This is a genomic window from Polynucleobacter sp. 35-46-11, assembly GCF_002281105.1.
This window is the reverse complement of record NZ_NCFJ01000052.1, coordinates 6,754-19,636: the sequence shown is the minus strand read 5'-3', so window position 1 is coordinate 19,636 and position 12,883 is coordinate 6,754. Positions and strand designations below refer to the sequence as shown.

The 12,883-nt window shown below is 46.1% G+C and carries 18 protein-coding genes; 9 read left to right on the top strand and 9 right to left on the bottom strand.

Translation table 11 applies throughout. From position 1 onward, the window contains the following. The first annotated feature begins 246 nt into the window (after positions 1-246). Entirely contained in the window at positions 247-435 is a 189-nt protein-coding gene (locus tag B7Y67_RS06170) for a hypothetical protein (RefSeq protein WP_173942993.1), read from the top strand. A 57-nt stretch (positions 436-492) separates the two neighbouring features. Here the strand turns inward: B7Y67_RS06170 and B7Y67_RS06165 are convergent, their stop codons facing one another. Beyond that, entirely contained in the window at positions 493-786 is a 294-nt protein-coding gene (locus B7Y67_RS06165) for a DUF1330 domain-containing protein (RefSeq protein ID WP_293597882.1), read from the bottom strand. Between the two features lie 84 nt (positions 787-870). On the opposite strand from B7Y67_RS06165, the gene mmsB reads away from it, so the two are divergent. After that, complete coding sequence (gene mmsB / locus B7Y67_RS06160) at positions 871-1,752, top strand: 3-hydroxyisobutyrate dehydrogenase (protein ID WP_293597881.1); 882 nt, start codon at positions 871-873, stop codon at positions 1,750-1,752. Between the two features lie 22 nt (positions 1,753-1,774). On the opposite strand, the gene B7Y67_RS06155 is transcribed toward mmsB, so the two are convergent. The 4 genes from B7Y67_RS06155 to B7Y67_RS06140 form a co-directional block, all read right to left on the bottom strand. Then, on the bottom strand, positions 1,775-3,061 hold the full coding sequence (locus B7Y67_RS06155; RefSeq protein WP_293597880.1) for a DEAD/DEAH box helicase: 1,287 nt from the start codon (positions 3,059-3,061) through the stop codon (positions 1,775-1,777). A gap of 106 nt (positions 3,062-3,167) precedes the next feature. Beyond that, positions 3,168-3,761 carry a hypothetical protein gene (locus B7Y67_RS06150; protein WP_293597879.1) on the bottom strand — a complete coding sequence of 198 codons (594 nt, stop codon included), beginning with the start codon at positions 3,759-3,761 and terminating at the stop codon, positions 3,168-3,170. Positions 3,762-3,783: 22 nt separating this feature from the next. Then, positions 3,784-4,203, bottom strand: coding sequence for a YbgC/FadM family acyl-CoA thioesterase (locus B7Y67_RS06145; protein WP_293597878.1), 420 nt, complete (start codon positions 4,201-4,203; stop codon positions 3,784-3,786). Between the two features lie 16 nt (positions 4,204-4,219). Further along, positions 4,220-4,642: a GNAT family N-acetyltransferase gene (locus B7Y67_RS06140; protein ID WP_293597877.1), complete on the bottom strand. Its 423-nt coding sequence runs from the start codon at positions 4,640-4,642 to the stop codon at positions 4,220-4,222. Positions 4,643-4,825: 183 nt separating this feature from the next. On the opposite strand from B7Y67_RS06140, the gene B7Y67_RS06135 reads away from it, so the two are divergent. Next, positions 4,826-5,407: a hypothetical protein gene (locus B7Y67_RS06135; protein WP_293597876.1), complete on the top strand. Its 582-nt coding sequence runs from the start codon at positions 4,826-4,828 to the stop codon at positions 5,405-5,407. A gap of 88 nt (positions 5,408-5,495) precedes the next feature. Here the strand turns inward: B7Y67_RS06135 and B7Y67_RS06130 are convergent, their stop codons facing one another. The 3 genes from B7Y67_RS06130 to B7Y67_RS06120 all read right to left on the bottom strand — a co-directional run bounded on the left by B7Y67_RS06130 (position 5,496) and on the right by B7Y67_RS06120 (position 7,433). After that, positions 5,496-5,720, bottom strand: coding sequence for a molybdopterin-binding protein (locus B7Y67_RS06130; protein WP_046330336.1), 225 nt, complete (start codon positions 5,718-5,720; stop codon positions 5,496-5,498). A gap of 8 nt (positions 5,721-5,728) precedes the next feature. Next, the gene (locus tag B7Y67_RS06125) at positions 5,729-6,544 is read right to left on the bottom strand and encodes a substrate-binding domain-containing protein (protein ID WP_293597875.1); all 816 of its coding nucleotides are present in this window, start codon (positions 6,542-6,544) and stop codon (positions 5,729-5,731) included. A gap of 64 nt (positions 6,545-6,608) precedes the next feature. After that, positions 6,609-7,433 (bottom strand): substrate-binding domain-containing protein, encoded by an 825-nt coding sequence (locus B7Y67_RS06120; RefSeq protein WP_293597874.1) that lies wholly within the window; start codon positions 7,431-7,433, stop codon positions 6,609-6,611. A 75-nt stretch (positions 7,434-7,508) separates the two neighbouring features. Between B7Y67_RS06120 and B7Y67_RS06115 the strand changes: the two genes are divergently transcribed. The 6 genes from B7Y67_RS06115 to B7Y67_RS06090 all read left to right on the top strand — a co-directional run bounded on the left by B7Y67_RS06115 (position 7,509) and on the right by B7Y67_RS06090 (position 12,350). Beyond that, positions 7,509-8,534 carry a substrate-binding domain-containing protein gene (locus tag B7Y67_RS06115; protein ID WP_293597873.1) on the top strand — a complete coding sequence of 342 codons (1,026 nt, stop codon included), beginning with the start codon at positions 7,509-7,511 and terminating at the stop codon, positions 8,532-8,534. Positions 8,535-8,669: 135 nt separating this feature from the next. After that, entirely contained in the window at positions 8,670-8,909 is a 240-nt protein-coding gene (locus tag B7Y67_RS06110; protein WP_293597872.1) for a FeoA family protein, read from the top strand. Between the two features lie 2 nt (positions 8,910-8,911). Then, a complete protein-coding gene (locus B7Y67_RS06105; RefSeq protein ID WP_293597871.1) occupies positions 8,912-10,825 on the top strand; it encodes a ferrous iron transporter B in 1,914 nt (637 codons plus the stop codon). A gap of 74 nt (positions 10,826-10,899) precedes the next feature. Beyond that, entirely contained in the window at positions 10,900-11,292 is a 393-nt protein-coding gene (locus B7Y67_RS06100) for a c-type cytochrome (RefSeq protein ID WP_293597870.1), read from the top strand. Positions 11,293-11,296: 4 nt separating this feature from the next. After that, entirely contained in the window at positions 11,297-11,572 is a 276-nt protein-coding gene (locus B7Y67_RS06095) for a SemiSWEET transporter (protein WP_293597869.1), read from the top strand. 85 nt (positions 11,573-11,657) lie between these two features. Continuing rightward, positions 11,658-12,350, top strand: coding sequence for a fumarylacetoacetate hydrolase family protein (locus B7Y67_RS06090; protein ID WP_293597868.1), 693 nt, complete (start codon positions 11,658-11,660; stop codon positions 12,348-12,350). 23 nt (positions 12,351-12,373) lie between these two features. Here the strand turns inward: B7Y67_RS06090 and B7Y67_RS06085 are convergent. Further along, a partial coding sequence (locus B7Y67_RS06085; RefSeq protein WP_293597867.1) for an enoyl-CoA hydratase-related protein occupies positions 12,374-12,883 on the bottom strand: 510 nt, incomplete at its 5' end.

Here is a 12,883-nt window from a genome sequence, read left to right as displayed (position 1 = left end):
ATTAAGGGGGTCAATTTCGGGGTAAATCTAATTGGGGCGGGGTTTTTAGGGCGTCAGCCCATAAAACAGGCTTATTTCTGTTTTCACGTGTGTCTCCGTTGGTTTTTAATAGTTTTTGTTATTTTGGGGGATTTATAGAATCTAAGAGTTATCCCTGATACTACCCCCGAAATCCTCTGCTTTTTATGGGGATATACTAATTCCGAGCTTAGTACTCACACTACCATCAGAAATATAGGAGACGAGATGTCACAACACGATACATTGTTGGCTGCTTTTGAAACTTATAAAGCAGAAAACGAAAAGTTTATTGAAAAGGGCGTTAAGGCATCTGCTGCACGTGCTCGTAAAGCTTTACAAGAAATTGCCGGAGCTTGCAAAGAGCGCCGCAAAGAAATTACAGCCGCTAAAGAGGCGATGGAAGCTAAGAAGTAATTTACCTTATTCCGGATTGAATTCAGCCTGGCCCCCACAAGGAGCCGGGCTTTATTTTTATGGGCTTACAGAAAATAAAGTGAGCTTCATAGCTTGACTGCGGATTGGCAGCAAACTTTGATACTCCTGGCTATTGGCCCAAGACTTAGAGCGTTCTAGATCTGGAAACTCCAGCTCTACAAATGCGCTAAAGGCCCCACACTCCAACCCATTCCATAGGAAGGTATTGAAAGAGCCTCGGAATGCAATCTTCCCTTGGTAGAGAGCTACCGCATCTCCTACCTGAGAGCGGTACTCTTCAAATGCCTCAGGGTCATTTAACTGAATGAGGCCAATCACTTTAATGGTCATCCCGGGTCCTGATTATTTATCCAGCTAGTTTATAAGCAAGCTATAGTGAGATATTAGAACTTCACCATCTCATACGAGGCACATATGAAAGTCGCATTTTTAGGTTTGGGTAATATGGGACTACCCATGGCTCTCAATTTAATTAAAGCTGGGCATCAGGTTCGAGGCTTTGATTTGGTGCAGACGCAGCTAGATGCCTTCAGAGTGGCCGGCGGGGCTCCCATGAATAGCGCTTCAGAGGCTGCCCTTGATGTGGATGTCATTGTTAGCATGCTCCCAGCTTCGCGCCATGTCGAGGCTTTGTATTTAGGCGACTCTGGTTTATTAGCCACAGCCAATCCTAAAACCTTGCTCATCGACTGCTCGACGATTTCTCCCAAGGTTTCTCAGTCCGTGGCCGCCGCTGCTAAAGCCAAGGGCTTTGCCATGATCGATGCACCGGTTTCTGGTGGCACTGTAGGGGCGCAAGCCGGAACCTTAACCTTTATGGTGGGTGGAGATGCGGCAGATGTAGATCGAGGCCGCCCATTGCTAGAGCAGATGGGTAAGAATATCTTCCATGCAGGACCAAGCGGAAGCGGACAGACCGTCAAGGTCTGCAACAACATGTTGCTGGGTATTCAGATGCTCGGGACTAGTGAAGCATTACGTTTGGGTATGGCCAATGGCATGGACCCCAAAGTACTCTCTGACATCATGTCAAAGAGCTCTGGTCGTAATTGGGTTCTTGAGCTCTATAACCCTTGTCCCGGAGTAATGGAAAATGTGCCATCCTCAAAAGGGTATGCCGGTGGCTTTGGCGTAGATCTCATGTTGAAAGATTTGGGTTTGGCCACCGAGAATGCCAGTGACTTAGATGCCAGCATTCCGCTCGGCGAGTTATCCCGCAAACTCTACGAAGCACATAGCAAAGCTGGCAATGGCCAGCTCGACTTTTCAAGCGTGTTTAATTTAAAGGCCGACTAATCCGTAGCTGCTGTAGTGGGGTTTAGCGATTAAAGCTACGCTTAGGGGGACTGCTGCGCTTAGCCGTAGGCCTGCTGCCTCCGCCATTGCCACCACCAGCATTGCCCGGTCGAGGTTTTCTGGATTGTTGGTGTTGCTGGCTTCGCAATTGGATTGGTTGCGCCACTGCATTCGGGTCTGGTTCAAATCCGGCAATCACTTCCTGAGGAAGTTTTTGCTTAATGAGTTTCTCAATATCGCGAAGCATCTGATGCTCGTCAACGCAGACTAAAGATACTGCTACACCGTTAGAGCCTGCTCTACCAGTTCTACCAATCCGGTGAACATAATCTTCGGATACGTTGGGCAGGTCGTAGTTCACGACATGGGGGAGTTGATCAATATCGATTCCACGAGCAGCAATGTCCGTAGCAACCAAGACGGTGATTTTGCCGTCTTTAAATTCGGCCAAGGCTTTAGTGCGAGCGCTTTGACTCTTATTGCCATGAATTGCCATGGCAGTGATGCCGTCTTTCTCGAGCTGGGTCACTAATTTATTGGCACCATGCTTAGTGCGAGTAAACACGAGAACTTGCTGCCACTGATTTGATTTAATCAGATGTGCCAATAAGGGATGCTTTTGGTTTCTGTCTACTGGGTGGATCAGCTGCGCAATCGCTTCATTAGTGCTGTTACTGCGTGCCACCTCAATCAAGGCTGGTGAATTCAGTAATCCATCTGCCAAAGCTTTGATCTCGGCCGAGAAGGTCGCTGAAAAGAGTAGATTTTGACGTTGCTTAGGAAGTGCCGCCAAAATCTTTTTGATATCACGCAAGAAACCCATGTCCAACATGCGATCTGCTTCGTCAAGTACCAAGATTTCAATATTCGCGAGTGAGACGCAATTCTGTGACATTAAATCCAACAAGCGACCTGGTGTTGCCACCAAGATATCGAGGCCTGCAGCAATCGCTTTGATTTGAGGGTTGGCTCCGACACCGCCAAAAATGACTGTTGATTTGAGGCCAGTATATTTGCCATAAGTCACGACAGACTCTTGAACTTGAGCTGCTAACTCACGGGTGGGGGTCAAGATCAATACGCGTAACTGACGTTTACCACCAGCTTTGGCTATGCTGCTTAAGTGCTGCAGAATCGGCAGAGTAAAGCCTGCAGTTTTACCGGTACCAGTTTGAGCGGCAGCCAGTAAATCTCCGCCCTTTAATACAGCGGGGATAGATTTCTCTTGAATGGGGGTAGGACTAGTGTAGCCTTCTTCGCTAATCGCGCGAAGAATGGATTCTGATAAACCAAGATCTGTAAATAACATAGGGGCCAAATAAATATTGACCCGTATTCAATTAAACGACTGTCCCGGTCAATGGGGTGAGCTGCCACACTTGGAGTATGTTTGCAGAAAGAGCTCGTATTCTAAGCTATCTGGCAGTGTTATCAGCTGTATTCCAGAGATTGGGTGTTACTGAATTGGCATATCCAGAAATAAATAATTTTTCTGCGCCTGTCATGGGGTCAAATACGGCTCGCTGAATACGACCAATGTTTCCGCCATAAACATGGATGCTAATCGAGATTTGGTCACTCAAGGCGTTCTCGACTACGTGGATATCGTGTGTGTCGGGTGATACGCTAGCCACTTGACCTGGTATACAAACAAAGGATCCATCAGCCTCATAGCTGCCATCTGCTTGGCGGTAATAGTTAGCGCTACGCTCTTGTCCGCGCAGTTGACCCACCATGCCCCAGACAGTGTGGTTATGTAGTGGAGTTTTTTGACCGGGTCCCCAAACAAAGCTGACCACTGAAAAACGATCGAGTGGGTCTGCATAGAGTAAATATTGCTGGTAGTACTGTGGATGCGGCTTGCAAAACTCTTCTGGCAACCAGTCATCTTCTTTGATTAAATTTTCAAGGAGCGTTTTTCCTTTGGAGAAAACGATTTCTTCGCTCGGATTAGTTTCAAGCAGCGTGGCGAGACCCTTTACAAAAGTCAGCAACTTGCCTTCTTGCATATAAAGCTCCTAAATTAAGATATTACTGATCTGCTGCAAATAACCAATCAGGCAGACCCTTGGGTTTGAGGGTGGTGGTATCGACACAAACAATATGCAGTAGGGCGCTGGCAATGAGCTCTGGCTCAACTCCTTCGACAATGCGTTTCGCGGTTTGCTTGACGGCAATTTGAGTGCGACCACGATGTTCAATCACTTGATCAATGCTCAGCAAATCATCCAAACGCCCCGGACGATGAAAGTTCATCGTGATTTCACGAACAGGAAGAACGATCCCAAATTCATTTACTAGTTTTGTTGGACTCAAGCCTCTTTGCTGAAGCCACTCAGAGCGACTGCGCTCAAAAATCTCCAGATAACGAGCGTGATACACAAATCCTGCTGCGTCGGTATCCGAGTAACAAACACGAAAGAGGAAGGGTGGGTTGGAAGTCTGAGTCATGGTGATTAAAAGGGCTTTAGATACTCAGAATCATATCGCGATGTGCGATTCCGGCTTCGTCGTAGATAGCACCTTGTGCAATAAACCCAAATTGCTCATAAAAGGCAATGGCTGATAGCTGGGCATGTAGTTCAAACTGAGTGATGCCCTTCGCTTTGCCTTGATCAAGCAGGGCATTAAGCAAGCGTCCACCATGACCTTGTTTGCGATATTTCGGTAATACTGCCATGCGTCCAATTCTCCCGACATTCCCGGTCAAGGGAACAAGGCGAGCGGTTCCAATATATTGCGAGTCGAGGTAGGCAAGTGCATGCCAGGCCACTGGATCATATTCATCCAACTCTATCTCCTCCGGAACTCCCTGCTCCTCAATAAAGACGCGCTTTCTGATTGGGAAGGCTTCCTTCCCTGCATCCTGCCAGGATTGAATCAAGATCATGCGCTATCTCTTTGCTTTCCATATTGGGGTAAACGGGTCATCCAGCTTCCAATGTAGCAAATTGCATCTCATTAAGGTGTAAATATTAGCTCTAAGGCTTATAAGTAAGTCACTTCATGGTTAAAATGAATTCGTAGTGCCGATGGAATAGCGCCCCTTACAAACCTTTATCTAGGAGTTACTTTGAAGAAACCTTTACTAGCTACATTAGTTGCCTCACTCGGATTGGCTGTTGCAGGCTCAGCTTTTGCTCAAGCCCCAGCAAAAATGTTGCCTTTGGCTGCTGAAGCAGTTGTATTGACTGCTACTGTTGACTCAGTAGACGCAAAGAAGCGCATCGTAGTTCTCAAAGATGCAAATGGTAATTTGGCTCAAATGAATGTATCCAAGCAAGTTAATGATTTGGATAAAGTGAAGAAGGGCAATGTGTTTGTAGTTGAGCACGCTCAAGCGATTGCAGTTGGCTTGGTTGCTGCCCCTAAAGGCGCAAAACCAGGTGTTTCTGGGGTGCGATCAGTAGTGGTTTCTGGTAAAGGCTCAGCTAAGCCATTTGAAGAGACAACTGATACTGTTTATGCAACAGTGAAAATCAGCACAATCGATGCAAAAACTCGCATCGTGACATTCACATTGCCATCAGGTGAGAAGCAAAAAGTCAAAGTGGATCAAAGCGTTTTGGGTCTTGAGAAATTCAAGGCTGGTGATGACGTGATGGTGGAGTTTGTTGACGACACAGCCATTGGTTTCGTAACACCAAAGAAATAAGTATTGAATGATTTGTTCAGCATGACTCAATGCTGATGTAGTATAGAAAAAGGCCCGCATTGCGGGCCTTTTGCATATCAGTTAATACTTAAGCGTCTTTAGCAATCATGACATCAGATGCCTTGATGACTGCCCAAGCCTGATCACCGACTTTGAGATTCAGCTCATCTACAGCCTCATTGGTAATAGAGGCGGTCACGATATGACCAGCACCAATATCGAGCTTAACGTGAGAAGTAGTTTGACCCATTTTGAGTTCTACCACTTTACCGCTAAGAGTATTGCGTGCGCTGAGTTTGACTTTAAGTTCCATGACTTCTCCTAGTAAATATATTGTTTGGCGTAGACAGTATCATTGTAGAGGGCTTCTTTGTACTTCGCCTTACCGTAATTACGAATAATAGTCTGACCTTCATCAGATGCCACAAACTGAATAAATTTTGCTGCGATATCGCGATTCTTAGTTGCGCCTACAGGAGCCACTAAGGCATCATAGGTATTGACTAGGCAGGGGTCACCACGATACAGAATTTGCAGGTCGGTAGCGATATTTTTCTCTGCTACCCATGTGCTGCTATCTGTCATGAAGTAGGCTTTATCTTTATTAGCTCGCTTAAGGGATGCCGTCATGAAGTCATGGGTCCCAATATACCAATCACCTTCAGGGGTAATTCCAGCCTTCCTCCAAATTTCTATCTCTTTTTGGTGTGTGCCAGATTGATCGCCTCTGGAGATAAAGTTAGCCTTTGCTTTAGCGATCTTGGCATAAGCATCTGCACCGCTACTGGCGGATTTGATTTTGGCAACATCGGCTTTGGGTCCGACAATATAGAACTCATTAGATCCAATGAGTGTTCTCCCAGTTGCCCAACCCTCAGCAATTGCTTTAAGAACTTCATCTGGCGCATGCACCATGATCATGTCTACCTGTTGAGCTTTCAATAGTTTGAGCGAGAAACCGCTCCCTGCCTTAATCCAAGCCAGTCGCGCACCTGCTTTTTTATCAAAAGCCTCACCAAGTTCTTGCAGTAGACCTAGCTCGCCGGGGCTGCCAGTTGCTAATGTAAAGCTCTGGCTACCATGCCCATAGGTGGCCTCTATGTTTGGAGAATTGAAATGGGCTATTGATGCTTTCATCAATAGCCCATTAACAAAGCGGAAGCTAGTGCGCCGATAAATAGGCGTAAATTTTTAATGCGAATTATTTATTTGCATTAGGGAAGAAGAGTTGCTCGCCACCAATTTTGTAGCTTGCAATCACATTTTGACCTTCCTTAGAAGTGATCCAATCAATAAATGCTTGGCCTTCAGCTTTTTTCACATGTGGAAACTTAGCCGGATTTACTAGCATGACGCCATATTGATTAAATAACTTTGGATCGCCTTGAACCAGGATTGTCAAATCACCGCGGTTCTTGAAAGAAAGCCAAGTACCGCGATCAGCCAAGATGTAACCATTCATTGCGGAAGCTGTATTGAGAGCTGGACCCATGCCTGAACCAGTTTCTTTGTACCAGCCGAGGGTAGGAGAAACTGCTACGCCAGAATCTTTCCAGTAACGCAACTCTGCTGCATGGGTACCGCTCTTGTCACCACGGGATACGAATGGTGCTTGAGCTGATGCGATTTTTTGAAACGCAACCTTGATGTCTTTGCCGCCTGCAATTTTGGCTGGGTCAGATTTTGGTCCAATCAACACGAAGTCGTTATACATCACTTCATTTCGCTTGGTTGCATAACCATCTGCAACAAATTTTTCTTCAGCAGGTTTGTCATGCACAAACACCACATCAGCATCGCCACGGCGACCAATGTCTAATGCCTGGCCTGTACCAACAGCAACCACTTTGACATCAATCCCAGTTTTCATTTTGAAGATTGGCAACATAAATCCAAAAAGACCAGATTGCTCTGTCGAAGTTGTTGATGACACAACAATGCTTTTCTCTTGTGCATAAGCTGAGTTGCTTAAAAGCGTCAGAGCAGTAATGGCGGTTGCCAGTAATCGGTTAAATGAGAATTTCATTTGAGTTCGCTTCCTTAAGGTAGGTTCGGTTAAGATTTGTCATATTACAAAACATCAATATGCAAAAAATTACATATGAGAATTCAGATACGGCCAACCCTAGTTTTTGGAAGTAAAAACGCAAAAGACCCGGCTGTGGTCGATTTGGTGTGGTTAACCGCCCTGTTAAAAGACATTGAGCACGGCAAAACGCTGATGTCTGCCTGCAAGAAAATGGGCCTCTCGTACAGAAATGTGTGGCAAAAATTAAACGATGTTGAGGAAGCGCTCGGCTTCAAGCTGATCGATAGGGTAAGAGGGCACGGATCCCAATTATCTGAATACGCCAGATACCTAATTCAATTTACCGAAGACTTTGATCAAAAGACGATGCGCTTGGGCCAATCCAGTCTCTTGCACCTAGAGGAGGGTTTTGCTCAATTTAGAGTCAAGGCAAAAAAACAGTGGCGCTTTGTTAGTAGTAGTGATCCCATTATTCAAAAGGCAGTTTTCGAGATTGGTGGCTTTGAGTTAATTACCGCAGGATCGGGCGAGGCTTTGGAGCGTCTACTCAATTACGAAGTAGATATTGCCGGGTTTCACGTCTCGGACCCACAGAGCTCTAAGATTATTGCTAAGCGACTGCAAAAAGAGGGGATGCAAATATTCCCGGTCATGAAACGCGTACAAGGTCTATTGGTTGCCAAAGGTAACCCGCTCAACATTATTTCGCCTAAAGATTTATTGCGATCAAAGATTCGTTTTATCAATCGCCAGAAGGGGTCTGGCACCCGCTTACTGCTGGATACCATTTTAGCTAAAGAGGGTATGGATCCACATCGCATTAAGGGATACGAGAACGAGGAGTTCACCCACTCAGCAATTGCTACGGCGATATTGGCCAAAAAAGCCGATGTTGGTATGGGTGTTAAAAGTGTTGCCCTGGAGAATGGTCTGGATTTCATTCAACTCAAGGATGAAATCTTCTTTCTGGCTATGAATGAGGATCTCAGTACCAATCCCGAGCTCGCAAAAATCATCCGAAAAATCCGGGTTCTCTCCAGTGCTAGTCCTGGCTATAAATCTATTGGTCTGAAGAAACAGATTGCTGGCTGGTTATAAGCACGCGATTTTTGTTTTAAATCAATACCTAGGCGTTCTAAATAGGGGATTATGAGGCTCTAAACCTATTTCTGGAGAATGATATTCATTCTCATATAGGGTTATAATTGTTCTATACAGCCCATTTACCCATCCATGAATCTTGAAGAGATCCTCCCGGGCATCAGAGCCCGTGTTAGCAAGATCGCCGCTACAGGTGACCGGTGCGAGGATATTCGCGGTCAACTGGAGGACATTGGTTTTCTCCCTGGTGAGCAGGTTGAGGTTTTACGTAAGGGGTTATTGGGTCAGGGTCCGATACTGATAAGGGTTGGGTCATCCACATTTGCCTTGCGTGAATCCGAAGCGCGATTAGTTGAGGTAGAAATTCTTTAAGTATGTCTGAAGCGCAGATTCATTTCTTCCCAAGCGAGCCTTTGGTTGCATTACTAGGTAATCCCAATTGTGGAAAGACGGCAATATTTAATTTGCTCACAGGTAGTCGTCAAAAGGTAGCCAACTATTCTGGCGTGACTGTAGAGAGAAAAGAGGGGCGCTTAACTCTCGCATCAGAAAAAAAGATTCGCATTCTAGATCTCCCTGGCGCCTACAGCTTATATCCGCGCTCCTTAGATGAGCGAGTCACTTGCAATGTGCTTCATGGCAATGCCGCAGGTGAAAAACGTCCCGACCTCGTACTGTGTGTACTCAATGCCATGAACCTCAGACGTAATTTACGCTTAGTCTTATCTGCCAAGCGCTTAGGTTTGCCATGTGTAGTTGTGCTCAATATGGTCGATGTTGCCAAGCGTCAAGGTGTGAACGTGGATGCCAATGCCTTATCTCAAGAGTTAGGCCTACCCGTGATTGCCACTGTGGGTATTCAATCTAGCGGTGCTGATGATCTCAAACACTATTTAAGTGAGCTAGACTGGAAAAACTTGTCTGCATTGCGTGCCAGCGATGTTGATGAAGGTATGGAGAGCTCACGCGATCACACTGCACATACTGAGTTAGACAACGAGCAGGTTCAACATATATTACAAAATCTAGGCTTAGATCAAATCATTCCTGATCGCTTAAGTGATCGCCTAGATTCTGTATTGCTGCACTCGGTATTTGGCCCAATCATCTTGGCTGTAGTTCTCTTCTTTATTTTTCAGGCCGTGTTTAGTTGGGCCACTTTGCCCATGGAGGCGATTGAAGCTGGGGTGGATTGGCTGGGCGCCTTTTTGATTCAAGCGCTCCCAAATAATTGGCTGCGTAGCTTATTGGTTGACGGAATTCTGGCTGGTGCGGGTGGCGTATTGATTTTCTTGCCGCAGATTCTGATTCTGTATTTCTTCATCCTGATTTTGGAGGAGTCTGGCTACCTGCCAAGAGCTGCTTACTTATTGGATCGCTTGATGGGGCGGGTGGGCTTATCCGGTAGATCCTTTATTCCGCTGCTATCGAGCTTTGCCTGCGCTATTCCTGGAATCATGGCAACCAGAAGTATCTCCAATGCGCGGGATCGTTTGGTGACGATTTTGATTGCGCCGATGATGACTTGCTCGGCGCGTCTGCCGGTATATGCCTTATTGATCTCCGCTTTTATTCCTGAACGTAAATTGTGGGCTGGATTGGATTTGCAGGGCTTAGTACTTTTCTTGCTGTATGTTGCTGGCATTGCCGGCGCTATGGCAGTAGCTTGGATACTGAAATGCTTTACTAGTGAAAAGTTTCAGCTCAATGCCTTAATGATGGAGTTGCCGAGTTACCACTTACCGCGTTTAGGTAATTTGGCAATTGGTTTATGGCAGCGTGCAGAAATTTTTTTGCGTCGCGTTGGCGGAATTATTCTGATCATGACGGTATGTCTGTGGGCACTTTCAAGCTTCCCACTTCCTCCTGAAAATGCGACTGGGTCACCCATTCAATACAGTATTGCTGGAATGATGGGGCAAGCCTTGGCAGTAATGTTTGAGCCGATTGGGTTTAATTGGCAAATCAGTATCGCCTTGGTGCCTGGGATGGCAGCTCGTGAGGTGGTAGTTAGTTCTTTAGCAACGGTATACGCGCTATCGAGCTCTGGAGTAGATGCGGCTGATGCCCTAGTTCCATTGATTTCTAAAGGTTGGAGTTTGGCTACAGCTCTATCTCTTTTGGCTTGGTTTGTTTTTGCTCCCCAGTGCCTCTCCACAATTGCGGCCGTCAAAAGGGAGACGGGCGGCTGGAAGATCCCAGTCATTATGCTGAGCTACCTTTTTGGCTTAGCCTACCTAGCAGCCTTTATTACCTATAGGATCGCAAGTTATTTTGGTTTGGCCTAGCGCCTAGCAAGGCATTGATTGCAAAATTGAGATAAATTGTCACCAATGACAACTTACCCTTCATTGGTGCCCTTATGAATTTATCTCTTCGACCCTTCATTCTTGTTGCTGTCTCTACTGCCAACCTCGCAGCATTTGCTGAGCCTGGCGAGAATACCTACAAACAAGTCTGCGCAGCCTGCCACGCCTCTGGTGTTTTAAATGCTCCCAAGTTTGGCGATAAAGCGAAGTGGGCTCCTTTGATTGCTGAAGGTCAGGTTACGCTCACGGCGCATGCTTATGTTGGCATAAGAGGGATGCCTGCAAAAGGCGGAAATCCCAATATGACAATTGAAACATTTTCTGATGCTGTAGCCTACATGGCCAATAAGGCTGGTGGCAATTGGAAGACTCCAGATGCAAAAACCCTAGCTGCAATTAATAAAGAGATTGAGTCACGTAAAGCTGGCCTCAATAAAAAGCAGTAATTGAATGAACTTACAGCCACATCAGATTGAGATCATTGGCTACTGCGCTGCATTTTTGACGACGATTGCTTTTTTACCTCAGGCCATTCAATCTTGGCGCACCCGAGATCTTTCTGGAATCTCGGTAGGAATGTATAGCTTATTTACTGCAGGCGTCGGCTTGTGGCTTATCTATGGCCTCATCATCGAGAAGTGGCCTTTGATTCTGGCTAATGCGCTAACCTTTGCCTTGGCATTAAGCATTCTTTTGCTCAAACTGCGCACCAAGGGTCAAGGGTGATGTTCATTCAAGTGACCTTCATTCAAGTAGTGTCATAATTAATCGAATAAATTTGAAAACTAAGCACCCCTTAGAAAGGCTATTCATGAGCACCGCATACGTTATTGATCCACCAATCGTTCCATCCCTTCCAGTAGTGGGTGATACCCGCCGCTTTGCAGTAAACCGTATTTATTGCGTTGGTCGTAACTATGCCGATCATGCACGTGAGATGGGGCACGATCCTGATCGTGAGCCGCCATTCTTTTTTATGAAGCCAGCCAACTCGATCGTGACTGATGGCAAAGATATGCAATACCCAAACCTGTCCAATGATGTTCATCACGAAATTGAGATGGTCGTTGCCCTCGGTAAAGGTGGCGCAAATATTCCTGCTGATAAAGCGCTAGAGCATGTGTATGGTTATGGCGTTGGTTTAGACATGACCCGTCGTGACTTACAGGGTGAAGCCAAAAAAATGGGTCGCCCCTGGGATACTGGTAAGGCATTTGATCAGTCCGCACCCTGTGCGGCTATTACTCCAGCAGCTCAGTTCGGCCACCCGAATAAAGGTGTGGTCAAGCTCTTAGTTAATGGTGAAGTACGTCAAGAGGGCGACTTAAACCAATTAATCTGGAATATTCCTGACACCATCGCTTACCTCTCCACTTTATTTACGCTTGAGCCAGGCGATTTAATTATGTCTGGCACACCTGCGGGCGTTGGCCCAGTGAAAAAAGGTGATGTACTAGAGGGAAGCGTCGAAGGCCTTACCCCACTTAAAATCAAGATCGTTTAATGCAAATGAGCATCTAGAGAGAACTACTTACCAAGCCACTTTGGTGGGCGCCCCTCAAGGAAGGCATTCACTCCTTCTTTGAAGTCAGCGCTGTTATAGGTCTCTCGCATCAGCTCCGTGCAATCCGGCAAATTGCTTTCCATTAAGCGAGCCAAAGTTACTTTGCTCGCTTTTTGTGTAATTGGAGCCAGTGCTACTAATTTGTTAGCTAACACTTCGGTCGCGCCTTCAATTTCTTCTGGAGAAGTGGTTTGATATAGATAGCCTGAATCTAGTAATTCAGGCGCCTTAATCAGTTCTGCAGTGAGTAACATACGCTTAACCATCGGCACACCTAAATGATGGGCAATCCAAGACAGATTGCTGGGCGATAGGCAGTTACCCAATGTCTTTGCCACTGGAATACCAAAGCGCGCGTCTACAGTTGATATTCTGAAGTCACATGCAGTGGCAATAAGCAAACCGCTACCAACGGCCAAGCCTTCAATTCGTGCAATTGTTGGAATAGGTAAACGCTGTAAAGAATGAAAAAT

Excerpts from the sequence above, each read along its gene's own strand:
- B7Y67_RS06170 (WP_173942993.1), top strand. The coding sequence starts at position 247 with ATGTCACAACACGATACATTGTTGGCTGCTTTTGAAACTTATAAAGCA.
- B7Y67_RS06140 (WP_293597877.1), bottom strand. The coding sequence starts at position 4,642 with ATGATCTTGATTCAATCCTGGCAGGATGCAGGGAAGGAAGCCTTCCCA.
- B7Y67_RS06130 (WP_046330336.1), bottom strand. The coding sequence starts at position 5,720 with ATGGAACTTAAAGTCAAACTCAGCGCACGCAATACTCTTAGCGGTAAA.
- B7Y67_RS06110 (WP_293597872.1), top strand. The coding sequence starts at position 8,670 with ATGAATCTTGAAGAGATCCTCCCGGGCATCAGAGCCCGTGTTAGCAAG.
- B7Y67_RS06165 (WP_293597882.1), bottom strand. The coding sequence starts at position 786 with ATGACCATTAAAGTGATTGGCCTCATTCAGTTAAATGACCCTGAGGCA.
- B7Y67_RS06120 (WP_293597874.1), bottom strand. The coding sequence starts at position 7,433 with ATGAAATTCTCATTTAACCGATTACTGGCAACCGCCATTACTGCTCTG.
- B7Y67_RS06125 (WP_293597875.1), bottom strand. The coding sequence starts at position 6,544 with ATGAAAGCATCAATAGCCCATTTCAATTCTCCAAACATAGAGGCCACC.
- mmsB (WP_293597881.1), top strand. The coding sequence starts at position 871 with ATGAAAGTCGCATTTTTAGGTTTGGGTAATATGGGACTACCCATGGCT.
- B7Y67_RS06095 (WP_293597869.1), top strand. The coding sequence starts at position 11,297 with ATGAACTTACAGCCACATCAGATTGAGATCATTGGCTACTGCGCTGCA.
- B7Y67_RS06100 (WP_293597870.1), top strand. The coding sequence starts at position 10,900 with ATGAATTTATCTCTTCGACCCTTCATTCTTGTTGCTGTCTCTACTGCC.
- B7Y67_RS06115 (WP_293597873.1), top strand. The coding sequence starts at position 7,509 with ATGAGAATTCAGATACGGCCAACCCTAGTTTTTGGAAGTAAAAACGCA.
- B7Y67_RS06090 (WP_293597868.1), top strand. The coding sequence starts at position 11,658 with ATGAGCACCGCATACGTTATTGATCCACCAATCGTTCCATCCCTTCCA.
- B7Y67_RS06155 (WP_293597880.1), bottom strand. The coding sequence starts at position 3,061 with ATGTTATTTACAGATCTTGGTTTATCAGAATCCATTCTTCGCGCGATT.
- B7Y67_RS06145 (WP_293597878.1), bottom strand. The coding sequence starts at position 4,203 with ATGACTCAGACTTCCAACCCACCCTTCCTCTTTCGTGTTTGTTACTCG.
- B7Y67_RS06150 (WP_293597879.1), bottom strand. The coding sequence starts at position 3,761 with ATGCAAGAAGGCAAGTTGCTGACTTTTGTAAAGGGTCTCGCCACGCTG.
- B7Y67_RS06105 (WP_293597871.1), top strand. The coding sequence starts at position 8,912 with ATGTCTGAAGCGCAGATTCATTTCTTCCCAAGCGAGCCTTTGGTTGCA.